Source organism: Bradyrhizobium sp. WBOS08 (assembly GCF_024585125.1).
GTDB classification, from domain to species: domain Bacteria; phylum Pseudomonadota; class Alphaproteobacteria; order Rhizobiales; family Xanthobacteraceae; genus Bradyrhizobium; species Bradyrhizobium japonicum_B.
The window spans coordinates 19778-35885 of record NZ_CP028988.1; the positions used below are offsets into that span (position 1 = coordinate 19778).

Here is a 16108-nt window from a genome sequence, read left to right on the forward strand (position 1 = left end):
CCGTTCGACCTCCGTTCGAAAAAGTTGATGACGCGCATGAAGCGACCGGCAGTAGCTTCTGCGCGGGGTTTGGTGGTCGCCTGCGAAGGAGAGCCGAGATGCCAGCTTATGTACAGCATCATCAGGACGTCGAAATCGCGCCCGTGAATTGTCCCACCTGCATGGGGTTCCTGCCGATGTATGTGCGCGAGGTCGAGCCGCATTGGAGCCTTGCCAAGATCGACTTTGTCTATGAATGCGCCGATTGCGGCGCCGAGGTCAGACAGACCATCCGCAAGCCGGAAGTGCTGCGGCACTGATCCCGCGGACGACGGACCGCGCAACTATTTGCGTTCAGCGGAAAAAACGCCGCTGATGCGGGTCTGATGTCTCCCAAACGAGGCTTGTTCTTTGCCGGGAACGCAGGCAGAACAAGCCTCAAGCAAGACCTTGGGAGCGCCCATTCGTGGCTGATCAGAAGGCCTCGACCTCGATCGAGGCAGTGGAGAGCGGCCTCGCCGCGCAGGGCTATATCGCGAGCCGGCAGATCGCGACCGCCGTCTATTTGTCGCAGCAGATCGAGAAGCCGATCCTGGTCGAGGGCCCCGCGGGCGTCGGCAAGACCGAGCTTGCCAAGGCGATCGCCGCCTGGCGCGGCATGAAGATGATCCGCCTGCAATGCTACGAAGGCCTCGACGAGGCCAAGGCACTCTACGAGTGGAAATACGCCAAGCAGCTTCTGTATACGCAGATCCTCAAGGACAAGCTCGGCGAAGTCCTCGGCGGTGCGCAAACGTTGCATGCCGCGCTCGCCCAGCTCCACGATTTTGGCGACGTGTTCTTCTCCAAGGAATTCGTCGAGCCGCGTCCCCTGCTCCAGGCGCTGGAGCAGCCGGGCGGCTGCGTGCTCCTGATCGACGAGATCGACAAGTCGGACGCGGAATTTGAATCGCTGCTGCTGGAAATCCTGTCCGACTTTCAGGTCACGATCCCCGAGCTCGGCACCGTCTCGGCCATCACGCCGCCGACCGTGATCCTCACCTCCAACAGCGAGCGAGACCTCGGCGACGCCTTGAAGCGACGCTGCCTGCATCTGCATATCGGCTTTCCCGAGCAGCGGCTCGAGGAGCGCATCGTCGAAAGCCGCGTGCCCGGCATCTCGCAGGCGCTGCGCCGGCAGATGGTCGGTTTCATCCACGAGATCCGTTCGCTGGATCTGAAGAAGCTGCCGTCGGTCAGCGAGACCATCGACTGGGCACGCGTGCTGGTGCTGCTCCAGGCGGCCGAACTCGACACCGATATCGTCAAGGAGACCCTCAACGTGCTCCTGAAATACGAAGCCGACATCGAGGCCGCATCGCCGCAGGTGACGAGCTTCATCGCCAAGGCGGCACGGTCCAACGTCTTCGGTTGACGCCGATGCGCGAGAACCTCCATCGTTTCTTTCGGGCAGCCCGGGGCGTCGGCGTTCACGTTTCGCCTGCCGAAAGCATCGATGCGATGCGTGCAGTCGCACAAGTCGGCATCTCCGACCGCGCCGTGCTGCGCGACGCGCTGCTGCTGACGCTCGCCAAGTCGAAGGACGAGAAGCTCGCGCTCGGGGATTGTTTCGACCTGTTCTTCAGCCAGCCGGAGCTGCGGCAGGACCAGCCCGAGGCGAACGACGACGACGCCTCGCAGGACACGGATCAGTCGCCCGCTTCCAGCTCGGCCAGCGAGCCGGGCGAAGGGCAGCCTCCTGAGGGTTTGGGCCCGCTTGCGCAGATGCTGCTGTCGCAGGACCGCAATGCGATCGCAGCCGCCATCGCCAGCGCCTCCGGTGCGGCCTCCCTGTCTGAGATCCGCTACTCCACCCAGCGCGGCATCTTCTCCAGCCGCATCCTCGACGCCATGGGCCTGCAGCGCCTGCGCGACGATCTCGACCAGCTGACCGCGACCAATCCCGCGCTGGCCGAGCGCCTGCGCGCCGCGCTCGACGCCTTGCGCGAAGCGGTGCGCGACACGGTCGCGCAGGGGCTTGCGCTCTATGCCCGCGAGGAGGCCGAAAATCTTCGCAACGAAATCCTGCGCAACGCGCCGCTTGCCCGCATCGAGCGGCGCCAGGTCGCCGAGATGCGCGCCCTCATCCGCCAGATCGCGCGCCGGCTGCGCGAGCGCTATTCCAAGCCGCGCAAGCGCCAGCGCCGGGGCCATCTCGACGTCCGCCGCACGCTGCGCCGCAACGCGGCCTGGGGCGGCGTGCCGTTCCTGACCGCGTGGAAGCGCAAGCATCGCGACCGGCCGAAGATCGTGGCGCTCTGCGACGTCTCCGGCTCGGTCGCTCAGGTCTCGGATTTTTTCCTGCTCCTGATCCACTCCTTGCACGAAGTCGTCGATGACGTCCGTTCCTTTGCCTTCTCCTCGCATCTGATCGAGGTCAGCGACATCCTGGAGGCGAAATCGCCGGAAGAGGCAATGGCCGAGATCATGTCCAAGGTCGGCTTCGGCTCGTCCGACTACGGCTCTTCGCTGGTCGATTTCGAGAAGGACTTCATGAGCGCGCTGACGCCGCAAACCACGGTGATCGTGCTCGGCGATGCCCGCAGCAACAATCTCGACCCGCGCGCCGACATCCTGCGCCGCATCTCCGAACGTTCAAAGCGGCTGGTCTGGCTCAATCCCGAAGGACGGCTCGCCTGGGGCTTCGGCGATTCCGAGATGCCGCGCTACGCGACCTTCTGCAGCGTCGTGCGCCAATGCGCGACCGCGCAGCAGCTCGAGCGCGCCGTGTCCGACATCGTGGCGACTTATCAGTAGATCCCGCGCGCAGCCAAACTCGTGGGCGAAACTTCAGTTTCGCGCAAGCTCCGCTTGGCCGAGATTGCACTCCCGGAAGTGATAGGCGATTTCGTCGAGCGCGCGCTGCTCCCATTCCTCGGCTTGCGCAAGCCAGAACAGCCGGCGATCCAAATCGAGAGCCGCACGCTCCCGGCACAGGGATTCCTGACTGCGAATTTCGACCAGCCTGTTCATGCACTCCACTCCTGCCGCGTGAAGTCATTCCCCGCGAATCAACCTAACAGAATCCCAGATCGCTCGCTTCACCATTTCTGTGCATACCGCGACGCATCATGGGACAGTGATGCTTCCCGTGCACTGCAGCAGCGCGCAGCGCTCCATCAACTGCGGATCATCAATTGGTGATCGAGCCACGGATCTATTCCCGATCAGGCGATCTTCTTCTCTTGTCGCAACGAAGTGCGGCAATTTGTGAAGATGCGTTCTAGACGGCTACCGAATTCCCGACTCATTGTCGTCGCATGGTCTTCATGCGGCGCCGCTAACAGGGGCGCGAAACGGCACGACCCTTGAGGCAACATGAGCAACGATTTCGAATTCGAACTTGCGCCAGACCAGTGGGAAGCGCTGCGTACACTACGCAACCCGCTGTCGAACGGCCGCCTGGCGAAATCCTATCTTGTCGAAGGCCTCGTCGAGCTCGGCCTCGTTGCCATCAACGACGGCGTACCTGCGATAACGCCGGCCGGACGCAAGGTGCTCGTGCGCGGATCGTGCCGGTTGCTGGATCTCGTGGCGTGACAGGTTCGCGCTGATCCTCGGCGACATCCCTGCCGGCATATCGCCGCAGGTCAGTCGTTCCAATGCAGCAGCGGCGATCCATAGGCCCTTCTCCAGACGGACAGGAAGCGCGGAAACCAGGAGTGGGCTACCGCGCCCTTATAGGCCCAGGTGCGATATTTCAGCCCCTGCTCGGAGATCAGCTCCTGATATCCGCCGTGCAGTTCAGTCGCAGTTCGTATGTCCTTCAAGATTCCCTGGGCGCAGCAACGGTAGGTGTCGCTCCCCGAAAATTCATCATAGTCCAGCATGCGATCCGCGAATTCGACGTTGAACGTCGGCCAGGAGGTACGTCCCTGATAGGCAGGCGCCGCGATCTTGTGGATCAGCTTGTTCCGCGGATTCTCCGCCGACACCAGGAAGTGGAACGTGCTGGGGATGCGAAAGCGCGGCTCGGCAATGATCAGATCCGCCGTGGCCGCGAACAGCGCCCGCTCGCCGGCATCGTTCAGATTCCAGAAGCCGCGATGCACGCTGACGAAATCCAGCGCAACTGATGACGCCGGCGGGCCCTCCGGCCCGTCGAGAGAATGCCTGATATATCCGTCCCTGCCGAACAGACGGAGCAGGTCCTTCTTGTACTGTAGGAGGTCGCGCCCGAGCAGCCGCTTCAGCTCGTTTTCATCGACGATTCCGAGCTGCACGCTCCACACGAAAGTCGTGTGGACGCAGGCATTGGTGACGAAGCGGCGGCGCTCGGCGCGGGTATCCGTTGCGGCGGAGCGAGGACCTCGAGCGTCGCACAGCAAACACGAGCTGCCGTCATGATCGAACGGCTCGAGCTCGCCTGCGAGCTTGAGGATGGCACGCCTCAGGTCACCGCCATATTCCGCCAGCAGCAGGCGGCCGGCATGCGCGCATTGTGACATCGCCAGATAGGACGGCGCCCTCTGGTCGGCCAGGATCATCTGCTGCAGGCCGGCCAGAATGCCGAGCAGCGTATCCGACGGGCGCGAGAAGTAATTCACGCCGAGGTATCGACCGCGCCCGGCCGGGACGATGGTCGTCGTGACGACATCGGCGCGAACCGCCTCCAGCAACAAGCGGATGCTCCTGTCGAGAAGCCGTGCCCGCCGCACCGCGTCCTGCGCATCCATGATGGTTTCGGGGTCGAGGACGTCAGGATAGAACCAGGCGAAGTCGCGGGGGTAGTAGGCGGATGCGTGGGGTGCGCCGGTGACGAGGAAGACCTCGGTCACCGAAAATGCGCTGTCCATCGCGTGCCGGTAGAGGTCCTCGATGGCAGACAACGAATGCTGCGATCTTCTCAGGAATCGGTCCCCGAGAAAATTGACCGCCTGGAGGGCGTTGGCGAAAAACGTCGCAGCCACACCTCGGTAGAATCGGTTTCCGCGATCTGAAGACAACGAGATATCGCTATTCATATGCGAACTAGAGTAACTCCGGCGGCGCGGTCACCGTCCGAAGTTTGGCTGATTCGTATTTCGTCCAGATGACTTGCCGGCTGCCGGCTTGCATCAACCCGCCCCGGGCGACCCTTCCCAATGACCGAGATTCTCGATCACCCCGAGCCGCAGCGGCGTCGGCACTGGCGTGATCGCGCACCTTCGCTCACTGCGACGTCGAGTCGTGCATAGCGGGTTCCAATTTGGGCTGGACCGTCACATATCTGCAACAGGCGCCCGCTTCCTGCCGAAGCGTTAAGCAAGGGATGACGCATTTTCCCACCTTACGCCGGGCTTCAAACTGGCCCACTATCGAGCCCTTTCACCCATGCAAGCGCATCAGCGAATGTTGGATTCGTTACCTGACGGCCTGAAGTCCGGCGAATCTCCGCTGCTGCGGACGATCGGGCTTACCAAGCGATACTGCGATTTCCTGGCCAATGATTCCATCGACATCGATATCTGGCCCGGCCAAATCCATGCGCTGCTCGGTGAGAATGGGGCCGGCAAGTCGACGCTGGTCAAGGCGATCTACGGGCTGATCCAGCCCAGCTCCGGCGAAATTTACTGGCAGGGCCAACGCATCGTGCTGTCCGGCCCCTCGGACGCCCGCAGCCGCGGCATCGGCATGGTATTCCAGCACTTCTCGCTGTTCGACAATCTCACGGTCGCCGAGAACGTCGCGCTCGGCCTCGACGGACGGGAATCCTTCAACGACATGTCGGCGCGGTTGGCGCAGGTGTCGAAGACTTATGGTCTTCCGCTCGATCCCCGGCGCGAGGCCTGGCAATTGTCCGTCGGCGAGCGCCAGCGCATCGAGATCGTCCGCGCGCTGATGCAGGACCCGAAATTCCTGATCCTGGACGAGCCCACCGCGGTCTTGACTCCGCAGGAATCCGATCAGCTTTTTCTCGTGCTGGAACGCCTCAAGTCCGAAGGCCGCGCCATCCTCTACATCAGCCACAAGCTCGAGGAGGTGAAGCGGCTCTGCGATACCGCCACGATCCTGCGCGGCGGCAGAAAGGTCGGGACCTGCGACCCCCGGCGCGAGACTGCCGCTTCGCTCGCGCGCATGATGGTCGGCGGAGAGATCAAGGAGGTGAAGGCGGCGGCCCGCCGGACGACCACCGTGCCGCGGCTCGTGGTCAATGACCTGGCGCTCGCACCGAGCGAGGCGCATGGCGTGCGGCTTGAGCACATCTCGTTCGAACTGAAGGGCGGCGAGATTCTGGGCATCGCCGGCGTCGCCGGCAACGGTCAGGACGAGTTGTTCGCCGCGCTGTCGGGCGAGCGATTGTCAAAGGATCCGGGTACGGTGGTGATCGAAGGCATTGCCGCCGGCCATCTCTCCATCACGCAACGGCGCAAGCTGGGGGCCGCCTTCGTTCCCGAGGAGCGGCTCGGCCACGGCACGGCACCGCGCATGAAGCTCTCGGAGAACGCGCTGCTCACCGGACATGCCGCGAGCGGCATGGTGCATCGCGGCTTCATCGACGCCGCCGCCACGCTGAAGGCCGTCGACCGCGCGACCGAGACGTTCGACGTGCGCAAGGCCAAGCGCGATCCCGAAGCAGCATCCCTCTCCGGCGGCAATCTGCAAAAATTTATCGTGGGACGCGAGATCCTGCGCAAGCCTGCGGTGCTGGTCGTGAGCCAGCCGACCTGGGGCGTCGATGCCGGCGCCGCTGCCGTCATTCGCCAGGCGCTGCTTGATCTCGCTACCGCCGGCGCCGCCGTGCTCGTGACCAGCCAGGATCTGGACGAACTCGCCGAGATCGCCGATCGTATCGCCGTGATGTTCCACGGCAGGCTGTCAGCGCCGCTCGCCGCCAGCGAGGCGACGCGCGAAAAGCTCGGCCTTCTCATGGGCGGCAGCAGCCTTGAGCCGAAGGAGGCGGCGCATGCAGCTGGTGCTTGAGAAGCGCGCCGAGCGCTCCGGCACGATCGCGCTGGTTTCGCCGCTGATCGCGGTCGGCCTCACGATCGTGACGATGGTGATCCTGTTCGCGATACTCGGCAAGAATCCGTTGCTCGCTTTGCACGCCTATTTCATCGCGCCCTTGACCGACGGCTATTCGCTCCAGGAGATCGCCGTGAAGGCCGCGCCGCTGGTGATGATCGCGATCGGACTGTCACTCTGCTATCTCGCCAATGCCTGGAACATCGGCGCCGAAGGCCAATTCCTGATCGGCGCGGTGGCCGGAAGCTGGATCGCGGTGAGGACGCAAGGCACCGACGCCGGCGCCTGGGTGCTGCCGGCCATGTTCGTCCTTGCCGCCGCCGCAGGTGCGCTCTATGCGCTGATCCCGGCGATCTGCAAGGTGAAGTTCGGCGCCAGCGAGATCCTGACCAGCTTGATGCTGGTCTATGTTGCCGACCTCCTCCTCGACTATCTCGTGCGCGGCCCCTGGCGCGACCCGCAGGGCTTCAACTTCCCGACCACGGCCGAGTTCGATCCGGTGGCGACCGTCCCACTGCTGATCGAGGGCGGCCGGCTGCATCTCGGCGCGATCATCGCGCTTCTCGTCGTGGCGGCTGCCGCAATCCTGCTTGGGCGAACCATCAAGGGTTTTGAGATCCGCGTCGTCGGCGCCGCCCCCCGTGCGGCGCGGTTCGGCGGCTTCAAAGCCGACCATCTGGTCATCCTGACCTTCGCGGTGTCGGGCGCGCTCGCGGGCCTTGCCGGCATCATCGAGGTTGCAGGCCCCGTCGGCCATCTCCAGCCCGGCATTTCCCCGGGCTATGGTTTTACGGCGATCATCGTTGCCTTCCTCGGCCGGCTGAATCCGCTTGGAATATTGGTTGCAGGCCTTTTCCTTGCGTTGACCTTCATCGGCGGCGAGCAAGCGCAGATCGCGATGAAGATCCCGTTGGATGTCACCAAGGTTTTCCAGGGTGTTCTGCTGTTCTACGTGCTCGCCTGCGATTCCCTGATCCTCTATCGCTTCAGGCTGGTCTTCCCGAACCGTCAGGTGGCCCGTGGAACTCGTTGAAGCCATCGTCCTTTCGGTGCTCGCCGCATCGACGCCGCTCCTGATCGCCGCGACCGGAGAGCTCGTGACCGAGCGCTCCGGCGTGCTCAATCTCGGCGTCGAGGGCATGATGATCGTCGGCGCCGCCTGCGGCTTTGCCGGGGCCTGGCTCACCGGATCGATCTTCATGGGCGCATTGTTCGGCATCGTCGCGGGCACGATGATGTCGTTGATCTTCGCATTGATGGCGCTCGGGCTCGCCGTCAACCAGGTCGCGACGGGTCTCGCGCTGACCATCCTCGGCGTCGGTCTGTCCGGGCTGGTCGGTGCCGGCTTCGTCGGCGAGCGCATCACGCCGGCGGTTCACCTCTCTATTCCGGGCCTCACCGATATCCCACTGGTCGGCCGCGTGCTGTTCGGGGAGAACGCTTTCGTCTACGTCTCCATCGCGCTCGTTGTCGGCGTCTGGTGGTTCCTGTACCGCACGCGCGCGGGACTGATCCTGCGCGCCTGCGGCGACAATCACGTCTCCGCGCATGCGCTCGGTTACCCCGTGTTGCGCATCCGCACCTTCGCCGTGATGTTCGGTGGCGCATGCGCCGGGCTTGCCGGCGCCTATCTGCCGCTCGCCTATACGCCGTTCTTCATTCCCGGCATGACCGCAGGCCGCGGCTGGATCGCGCTGGCGCTGGTGGTGTTTTCGTCCTGGCGGCCGGGTCGGCTCGTCGTCGGCGCCTATCTCTTCGGCGCCGTCACGATCCTTCAGCTGCATGCGCAAGGCTGGGGCGTCGGCATTCCCTCGCAATTCATGTCGGCGCTGCCTTATCTTGCGACAATCGTCGTTCTGGTTCTGCTCTCCCGCGCGCGCAGCGGCGGCTCGACCGCACCGGCCGCGCTCGGGACCGTGTTCGTACCTGACCGCTGAGTTTCATTTCCGCGACAAGCGCGATGGGGCGCGCAGGTTGCGGATCGTGGCTTTCCCCTGATGTTTGGAGATCGATGATGAGGAAATCACTTCTTGCGCTGGCCGCCACACTGTTGCTCGTCGGGAGCATTGGTGCAGCCTCCGCCGCCGACAAGCTGAAGGTCGGCTTCATCTATCTGGGCCCGATCGGAGACTTGGGGTGGACCTATCAGCACGATCTGGGGCGCCAGGCTCTGATGAAGGAATTGGGCGACAAGATCGAGACCACCTATCTCGAGAACGTGCCCGAAGGCCCCGACGCCGAGCGCTCCATCGAGCAGCTCGTCCGCGCCGGCAACAAGCTGATCTTCACGACTTCGTTCGGCTACATGGATCCGACGCTGAAGGTCGCCAAGAAATATCCGAACGTGCATTTCGAGCACGCCACCGGATACAAGCGCAATCCGAACATGTCGACCTATTCGGCCAGATGGTATCAGGGCCGCTACATTCAGGGCCTGATCGCGGCCAAGATGTCGAAGTCGGGCGTGCTCGGCTATATCGGCTCGTTCCCGATTCCGGAAGTCGTCTCCGGCATCAACGCGACGATGCTGGCGGCGCAGACCATCAACCCGAACATCAAGGTCAAGATCATCTGGGCCAACACCTGGTTCGATCCGGGCAAGGAAGCCGATGCCGCCAAGGCTTTGATCGACCAGGGCGCCGACGTCATCATGCAGCACACGGATTCGCCCGCGGCGATGCAGATCGCCAGCGAACGCGGCAAGCTCGCCTTCGGCCAGGACTCCGAGATGATCAAGTTCGGGCCGAAGACCCAGCTGACCTCGATCCTCGACACCTGGGGCCCCTATTACATCGAGCGCGTCAAGGCCGAGCTCGCCGGCACCTGGAAGTCCGGAGACACCTGGGGCGGCCTCGACAGCCACATGTTCACGATGGCGCCCTATACCAACATGCCCGACGAGGTGAAGAAAATGGCGGAGGATGCCCAGACCGCGATCACCTCAGGCAAGCTGCATCCGTTCAAATGCCCGATTGTTGGGCAGGACGGCAAGCCGGTGGAGTGCAAGGGCGGCGATCACCTCGATGACAGCCAGATCCTCGGCATGAATTTCTACGTCAAGGGCATCGACGACAAGCTGCCGGGCAAGTAGCACGCTTCTTGCTTTGATCAAATCACCTGCTCCTCCCGGAGGAGGTTCGGAGGGGGTGGCCAGAAGCACCCGGCACTTGTGGTCGCCCCCTCTTTCAATTTCTGCCCCTATCCCGCCTGCATGGCCCGCGCCGCGGAACTGTGGCGACGGATGAGATCGGCGACATCCAGACCCGGAATCGCACCGTCGATCACGACCCATTGTCCAGCTACCATCACGCGGTCGGCCCGATGCGCCCCGCACAGCACCAGCGCGGCCAGGGGATCGCCGTGGCCGGAGAAGCGCAGCTCGTCCAGCTTGAACAGCGCGAGATCGGCCGCCTTGCCGACGGCGATCTCGCCGAGTTCCGGCCGGCCGACGCAGGCCGCCGAGCCCTTTGTGGCCCAGCGCAACGCATCCTTGTGGCTGACTTTCGTGACGCCATAGCGGGCCCGTTGCAGCAGGAATGCAGCCCGCACCTCCTGCATCAGGTTCGATGCGTCGTTCGAGGCCGAGCCGTCCACGCCAAGCCCAATCCCGACGCCGGCCTCCTCCATCTCGCAGACCGGACAGCAGCCTGACGCCAGCAACTGGTTGCTGCACGCGCAATGGCTGATGGTCGTCCTGGCCTTGCCGAGCCGCTTGATCTCGTCGGCGTTGAAGAAAATGCCGTGAGCGAGCCAGGTTCGCGCATTCAGCCAGCCGCATTGTTCGAGATAGTCGAGCGGGCGGCAGCCATACATCTGCTCGCAGAACTTGTTCTCATCCTCGGTTTCGGCGAGATGGGTATGCAGACGCACATCGAGCTTATCGGCGAGATCGGCGGTCGCGCGCATCAGGGACGTCGTCACCGAGAACGGCGAGCAAGGCGCCAGCGCGATCTGCACCATCGCATCCGGACCACGCTGGTGATGTTCGGCGACCACGCGCGCGCTGTCGGCGAGGATCGTGTCCTCGTCCTGCACCACGCTGTCGGGCGGCAGGCCGCCGTCGCGCTGTGACAGGTTCATGGAGCCGCGCGTCAGCAGCACGCGCACGCCGAGCCGCTTTGCGACGCCGACCTCGATGTCGATGGCACCTTCGAGTCCTGTCGGGAAAACGTAATGATGATCGGTCGTGGTGGTGCAGCCCGACAGCAGCAGCTCGGACATCGCCACGGTGACACCGAGCTCGAGCGCCTCAGGCGTCAGCCTCGCCCACACCGGGTAGAGTGCCCGGAGCCAGGGAAACAGCTCACGGTCCATCGCCGCCGGCAGCGCCCGCGTCAGCGTCTGGTAGAAGTGATGATGGGTGTTGATCAGGCCCGGCAGCACGACGTGCTCGCTCGCATCGAACACCCCGACATCGGCGGTCGCGGGCGTGCCGCCGGCCGGCACCAGCTCGGCGATCCGGCCGTCCGTCACCACGATCCCGCGCTCGGCACCGTCGGCGAGGATCGCCAGGGGATCCCTGATCCAGATCGGCCTTGTGTCGCGCATGATTCCGCTTCTCCTCACATTCACCGACGACAGGACCGCAAGGCGGAGGCGGGTCCGATCGCGGTCTTGCTGCGACTTGTCGTTGCGACTTCTTGTTGCGACTTGGCTCCGGTCTTGCAAGACTTTCTGTCGGACGATTCACCCGACGCGAGCGTGGGCGCAGCCATGGACTTGAATACCATCACAGCGGTCGCCCATCCGCAAACGCGCGCACAGCTCCCGGTTTGGATGGCGGGAGATGCTTGGCTTGCAGGCGGCACCTGGCTGTTCTCGGAACCACAGACTGATCTGACGCGGCTGATCGATCTCACCGATCTGAAATGGCCGGCGCTGACGGTCACCGAGCACCATCTCAGCATCGCCGCGACCTGCACCATCGCGCAGCTCGATGGTTTCGCCTGCCCGCCCGACTGGCTCGCAGCGCCGCTGATCGGCCAATGCTGCCGGGCCTTTCTGGCCTCGTTCAAGATCTGGAAGACCGCGACCATCGGCGGCAATCTCTGCATGTCGCTGCCGGCAGGGCCCATGATCTCGCTCGCCTCCGCGCTCGACGGCGTCTGCACCATCTGGAAGGCCGGTGGCGGCGAGCAGAAGATTCCGGTCATCGACTTCATCACCGGCAACCAGCGCAATCGCCTGACGCCGGGTGATCTGCTTCGCCGGATCGATGTTCCGATTGCCGCGTTGAAACGCCGCACGGCGTTTCGCCAGATCTCGCTGGCGCCGGTCGGCCGCTCGGCGGCCCTCCTCATCGGCAGCCTCGATGCCGATGGCACGTTGACGCTCACGGTAACCGCATCGACGGTACGACCGATCCGGCTGTCCTTTCGCGGCGTCCCGGACGCGAGTGCGTTGCACGCGGCGATCGCACAGCAGATCACGGATGATCTGTACCACAACGAGATCCACGGCCAGCCATTCTGGCGCAAGCACATGACATTGCGGCTCGCCGAGGAGATTCGCCGCGAGCTCCTGGGAGCAATGCCGTGAATTTCGAGATCAACGGCAAGAGATTTTCGCGGGAGCCGCGCGCCGGCCAATGCCTGCGCACGTTCTTGCGCGAGCTCGGCCATTTCGGCGTGAAAAAAGGCTGCGATGCCGGCGATTGCGGCGCCTGCACCGTGCTGCTCGAAAGCGAGCCGGTGCATAGCTGCCTGATCCCGGCATTCCGCGCCGAGGGACGCCCCGTGACCACGATCGAAGGTCTTGGCGGAGACCACGGCACGCATCCGATGCAGCAGGCCTTCCTCGACGCGCAAGGCTTCCAATGCGGCTTCTGCACTGCCGGCATGATCCTGACCTGCGCTTCGCTGAACCAGGCCCAGCGCACCGATCTCGGCGCGGCGCTGAAGGGCAATATCTGCCGTTGCACCGGCTACCGCTCGATCGAGGATGCATTGCTCGGCAAGACCAATGTCGAGGCAGGTGTCGAGGCCGGCGCCGCCTTCGGCCGCAGCCTGCCCGCGCCGGCCGGCCCCGATATCGTGCGCGGCACCGCGCGCTACACCTTCGACACCGCAATCGACGGCATGCTCCATGTCAAGCTGGCACGCTCGCCTCACGCCCACGCCAGGATCGTCGCGATCGACAAGTCGGACGCGCTGAAGATTCCCGGCGTGCACGCGGTGCTGACGCATGAGGATGCACCCTCGGTCCTGATGTCGACTGCGCGGCACGAGATGGACTGGATGGACCCGGAGGACACCCGCGTTCTCGACGACGTCGTCCGCTTCATCGGACAGCGGGTTGCCGCAATCGTCGCCGACAGCGAGGCCGCCGCCGAGGAGGCGTGCCGCCGGCTGAAGATCGACTACGAGATTCTGCCGGCGTTGATCGATCCCGAGCAGGCGATGGCGCCGGGCACGCCCGTCATTCATCCCGATCGAACCACCGCGAACCGCATCGCCGATCCCCGGCGCAACCTCGCGGCGGAGACGCATGGCGAATTCGGCAACGTCGCCTCGTCGCTCGCCGCGTCCGCCGTGACTTACGAAGCCACTTTCCATAGTCATCGCGTGCAGCATGCCGCGCTGGAGACCCATGGCGGCATCGCCTGGCTCGATGAGGCCGGCGTGCTCAATGTCCGCAGCTCGACCCAGGTGCCGTTCCTGACCCGCCGCGCGCTGTCGAACATCTTCCAGCTTCCCATGGACAAGGTCCGCGTGTTCTGCGAGCGCGTCGGCGGCGGCTTTGGCGGCAAGCAGGAGATGTTCGTCGAGGACATCCTGGCCCTCGCAGCACTGAAGATCAGACGCCCTGTCAAGCTGGAGTTCACCCGCGAGGAGCAGTTCATCGCGACCTCGACGCGGCACCCGATGCGGATCCATATCAAGGCCGGCGCCGACGCCGGCGGCAAGCTCACCGCGCTCCAGCTCGATTTGCTGTCCAACACCGGCGCTTACGGCAATCACGCCGGGCCCGTGATGTTCCATGCCCTGGCGGAATCCATCGCCGTGTACAACTGCCCGAACAAGCGGGTCGATGGCCTTGCGGTTTATACCAATACGGTGCCGGCGGGCGCGTTTCGCGGCTACGGCCTGCCACAGGCGCTCATCGCCGTGGAAGCCGCAATCGACGAGTTGGCGAAGCAACTCGGCATCAGCGCCTACGAGATGCGCCGGCGCAACATCATCAGGCCCGGCGATCCCATGCTGTCGCCACCGCCGTCCGAGTATCACGACGTCGTCTACGGCTGCTACGGGCTCGACCAGTGTCTCGACCTCGTCGAGCGCGCCATGCAGGCCGATGGTCCCCAGCCGGACCTGTCGCCGGAATGGCTGATCGGCGACGGCGTCGCGCTGACCATGATCCACACGGTGCCGCCGGCCGGACATATCGCCGACGCCACGATCGTGCTCAACGAGCACGGCGGCTTCGAGCTCATTGTCGGCACCGCCGAGTTCGGCAACGGCACCAGCACCGTGCACCGGCAGATCGCGGCGACCACACTTGCGACCACCGTCGACAGGATCCACCTGCGCCAGTCCGACACCGCCCATGGCGGCCATGACACCGGCGCCTATGGCAGTGCGGGCACCTTCGTCGCCGGCAAGGCGACCCATGCGGCTTCGATGCAGCTCGCGACCGAGCTGAAGGCGGCCGCCGCCGGCGCGTGGCTGTGCGACGTCGGGACCTGTGTGCTCGAGGACAATGCGGTCGTCTGCGGCGTTCGGCGGATGTCCTTTGTGGAGCTGGCGAAGCTCGGCGGCGAACGCGGACGACCATTCACAGGCAGCGGCAATTCCGGCGGCACGCCGCGCTCGGTCGGCTTCAACGTGCAGGGTTTTCGCGTCGGCGTGAACCGGGGCACCGGCGAGCTCAAGATTCTCAGGAGCGTGCACGCCGCCGACGCGGGCGTCGTCGCCAATCCCATGCAATGCCGCAGCCAGGTCGAAGGCGGCGTCGCGCAAGCGCTCGGCGCCGCGCTCTACGAGGAGATGGTGATCGATGCCGAGGGGCGCGTCATCAACCCGAAATTCCGCGACTACCACCTGCCCTCATTCGCCGACGTGCCCCGCACCGAGGTGTTCTTCGCCGAGACGTCCGACAGCATCGGTCCGTTGGGAGCGAAGTCGATGAGCGAGAGCCCGTACAATCCGGTCGCTGCCGCGCTCGGCAATGCCATTGCCGATGCCACCGGCATCCGCTTCACCGCACCGCCGTTCAAGCCGGACCGGCTGTTTCCGGCGCTGCTCGACAAGTTCGGCGCCTAGCTGCCGCGATAGGTCGAATAGCTCCACGGCGTGACCAGCAGCGGCACGTGACAGTGGCCTTCCGGCTCGCTGATCGCGAAGCGCAGCGGGATTTCGTCGAGGAAGGGCGGATCGGTGAGCTGGACGTTGCGCTCGGCGTAGTATCCGGCAATGCTGAATCTCAGCTCGTAACGGCCGATCGGCAGCGGCCGGCCGCCGATCAGCGGCTGATCGGTGCGGCCGTCCGCATTGGTGACCGCGCGCGTGATGACGCGGTTGTCACCCAGCGCGGAAAGTTCGACAAGCTCCACCGGGATGCCCGCCGCGGGCCTGCCGATGTGATTGTCCAGCACATGGGTCGACAATTGGCCATGCACCTTCAACACGTCGTCGGCAATGACGAGCTGATCGAGCCGCAGCGCGGAGATCCGACCGATCTCCTCGATCGCACGCCGCGTCTCGGTCTTGGCGATATTGCGCAACCGGACCTCGAAATCGCGCAGCACGGAATCCCGGGTGTGCCGGCGCACGCAGACGATATAGGGAAAGCCGAACTTGGCGCGATAGGCGTTGTTGACGCGCTCGAAGGCGGCGTATTCGGCATCCGACAGCCGGTCGAGGCCGGCGCTGCTCTGCTCGTTGGTCGAGTCCGCCGTGAGGCCTTCCGCGCGCCGGGTCTTGCTGGCGAGATCGGGATGCGCCCGGATCAGCGCGAGCTGCACATCGGGTTCGGCGCTTTGGATCGCCGCCATCAGGGCCGCGTGCAGCTGGTTGATGCCGGCGAACGGCCGCTTGTCGGCGAGCTGCTCGGCGATCCACGGCGAATATTCGACGACGTTGGCAAGCGCAGCGACGAAATCTGCCTTTGCAGCGGCATTGAGATCGGACAGGGAGATCTGCGACAT

At 64.6% G+C, this 16108-nt stretch carries 14 protein-coding genes; 10 read left to right on the forward strand and 4 right to left on the reverse strand.

Translation table 11 applies throughout. The annotated features are described in order from the left end of the window. Positions 1-98: 98 nt before the first annotated feature. The 3 genes from DCM80_RS00115 (at position 99) to DCM80_RS00125 (ending at position 2775) form a co-directional block, all read left to right on the forward strand. Positions 99-299 (forward strand): hypothetical protein, encoded by a 201-nt coding sequence (locus tag DCM80_RS00115; protein WP_194403530.1) that lies wholly within the window; start codon positions 99-101, stop codon positions 297-299. A 146-nt stretch (positions 300-445) separates the two neighbouring features. Continuing rightward, positions 446-1393: a MoxR family ATPase gene (locus tag DCM80_RS00120; protein WP_257195172.1), complete on the forward strand. Its 948-nt coding sequence runs from the start codon at positions 446-448 to the stop codon at positions 1391-1393. 5 nt (positions 1394-1398) lie between these two features. Next, a complete protein-coding gene (locus DCM80_RS00125) occupies positions 1399-2775 on the forward strand; it encodes a VWA domain-containing protein (RefSeq protein WP_257195173.1) in 1377 nt (458 codons plus the stop codon). A gap of 33 nt (positions 2776-2808) precedes the next feature. Here DCM80_RS00125 and DCM80_RS00130 read toward each other — a convergent pair whose 3' ends face one another. Continuing rightward, positions 2809-2991: a hypothetical protein gene (locus DCM80_RS00130; RefSeq protein ID WP_028137743.1), complete on the reverse strand. Its 183-nt coding sequence runs from the start codon at positions 2989-2991 to the stop codon at positions 2809-2811. A gap of 345 nt (positions 2992-3336) precedes the next feature. Between DCM80_RS00130 and DCM80_RS00135 the strand changes: the two genes are divergently transcribed. Beyond that, the gene (locus tag DCM80_RS00135; RefSeq protein WP_257175761.1) at positions 3337-3558 is read left to right on the forward strand and encodes a hypothetical protein; all 222 of its coding nucleotides are present in this window, start codon (positions 3337-3339) and stop codon (positions 3556-3558) included. Positions 3559-3608: 50 nt separating this feature from the next. Here DCM80_RS00135 and DCM80_RS00140 read toward each other — a convergent pair whose 3' ends face one another. After that, complete coding sequence (locus DCM80_RS00140) at positions 3609-4982, reverse strand: hypothetical protein (protein WP_257195174.1); 1374 nt, start codon at positions 4980-4982, stop codon at positions 3609-3611. Between the two features lie 349 nt (positions 4983-5331). On the opposite strand from DCM80_RS00140, the gene DCM80_RS00145 reads away from it, so the two are divergent. From DCM80_RS00145 to DCM80_RS00160, 4 genes are all read left to right on the forward strand, one after another. After that, a complete protein-coding gene (locus tag DCM80_RS00145) occupies positions 5332-6921 on the forward strand; it encodes an ABC transporter ATP-binding protein (protein ID WP_373569379.1) in 1590 nt (529 codons plus the stop codon). After that, positions 6905-7996 (forward strand): ABC transporter permease, encoded by a 1092-nt coding sequence (locus tag DCM80_RS00150; RefSeq protein WP_257195176.1) that lies wholly within the window; start codon positions 6905-6907, stop codon positions 7994-7996. The genes DCM80_RS00145 and DCM80_RS00150 overlap by 17 nt, the downstream gene beginning before the upstream one ends. Next, entirely contained in the window at positions 7983-8900 is a 918-nt protein-coding gene (locus tag DCM80_RS00155) for an ABC transporter permease (protein ID WP_257195177.1), read from the forward strand. The genes DCM80_RS00150 and DCM80_RS00155 overlap by 14 nt, the downstream gene beginning before the upstream one ends. 77 nt (positions 8901-8977) lie before the next feature. Further along, positions 8978-10054, forward strand: coding sequence for a BMP family ABC transporter substrate-binding protein (locus tag DCM80_RS00160; protein ID WP_257198107.1), 1077 nt, complete (start codon positions 8978-8980; stop codon positions 10052-10054). A 107-nt stretch (positions 10055-10161) separates the two neighbouring features. Here the strand turns inward: DCM80_RS00160 and DCM80_RS00165 are convergent, their stop codons facing one another. Continuing rightward, positions 10162-11511: an 8-oxoguanine deaminase gene (locus DCM80_RS00165; RefSeq protein ID WP_257195178.1), complete on the reverse strand. Its 1350-nt coding sequence runs from the start codon at positions 11509-11511 to the stop codon at positions 10162-10164. Between the two features lie 165 nt (positions 11512-11676). On the opposite strand from DCM80_RS00165, the gene DCM80_RS00170 reads away from it, so the two are divergent. Next, the gene (locus tag DCM80_RS00170; RefSeq protein ID WP_257195179.1) at positions 11677-12501 is read left to right on the forward strand and encodes an FAD binding domain-containing protein; all 825 of its coding nucleotides are present in this window, start codon (positions 11677-11679) and stop codon (positions 12499-12501) included. Beyond that, the gene (locus DCM80_RS00175; protein ID WP_257195180.1) at positions 12498-15224 is read left to right on the forward strand and encodes a molybdopterin-dependent oxidoreductase; all 2727 of its coding nucleotides are present in this window, start codon (positions 12498-12500) and stop codon (positions 15222-15224) included. The genes DCM80_RS00170 and DCM80_RS00175 overlap by 4 nt, the downstream gene beginning before the upstream one ends. Here DCM80_RS00175 and uraD read toward each other — a convergent pair. Next, on the reverse strand, positions 15221-16108 hold the full coding sequence (gene uraD / locus DCM80_RS00180) for a 2-oxo-4-hydroxy-4-carboxy-5-ureidoimidazoline decarboxylase (protein ID WP_257195181.1): 888 nt from the start codon (positions 16106-16108) through the stop codon (positions 15221-15223). The genes DCM80_RS00175 and uraD overlap by 4 nt on opposite strands.

Excerpts from the sequence above, each read along its gene's own strand:
- DCM80_RS00115 (WP_194403530.1), top strand. The coding sequence starts at position 99 with ATGCCAGCTTATGTACAGCATCATCAGGACGTCGAAATCGCGCCCGTG.
- DCM80_RS00125 (WP_257195173.1), top strand. The coding sequence starts at position 1,399 with ATGCGCGAGAACCTCCATCGTTTCTTTCGGGCAGCCCGGGGCGTCGGC.
- DCM80_RS00130 (WP_028137743.1), bottom strand. The coding sequence starts at position 2,991 with ATGAACAGGCTGGTCGAAATTCGCAGTCAGGAATCCCTGTGCCGGGAG.
- DCM80_RS00135 (WP_257175761.1), top strand. The coding sequence starts at position 3,337 with ATGAGCAACGATTTCGAATTCGAACTTGCGCCAGACCAGTGGGAAGCG.
- DCM80_RS00140 (WP_257195174.1), bottom strand. The coding sequence starts at position 4,982 with ATGAATAGCGATATCTCGTTGTCTTCAGATCGCGGAAACCGATTCTAC.
- DCM80_RS00145 (WP_373569379.1), top strand. The coding sequence starts at position 5,332 with ATGCAAGCGCATCAGCGAATGTTGGATTCGTTACCTGACGGCCTGAAG.
- DCM80_RS00150 (WP_257195176.1), top strand. The coding sequence starts at position 6,905 with ATGCAGCTGGTGCTTGAGAAGCGCGCCGAGCGCTCCGGCACGATCGCG.
- DCM80_RS00160 (WP_257198107.1), top strand. The coding sequence starts at position 8,978 with ATGAGGAAATCACTTCTTGCGCTGGCCGCCACACTGTTGCTCGTCGGG.
- DCM80_RS00165 (WP_257195178.1), bottom strand. The coding sequence starts at position 11,511 with ATGCGCGACACAAGGCCGATCTGGATCAGGGATCCCCTGGCGATCCTC.
- DCM80_RS00170 (WP_257195179.1), top strand. The coding sequence starts at position 11,677 with ATGGACTTGAATACCATCACAGCGGTCGCCCATCCGCAAACGCGCGCA.
- uraD (WP_257195181.1), bottom strand. The coding sequence starts at position 16,108 with ATGTCGCAGATCTCCCTGTCCGATCTCAATGCCGCTGCAAAGGCAGAT.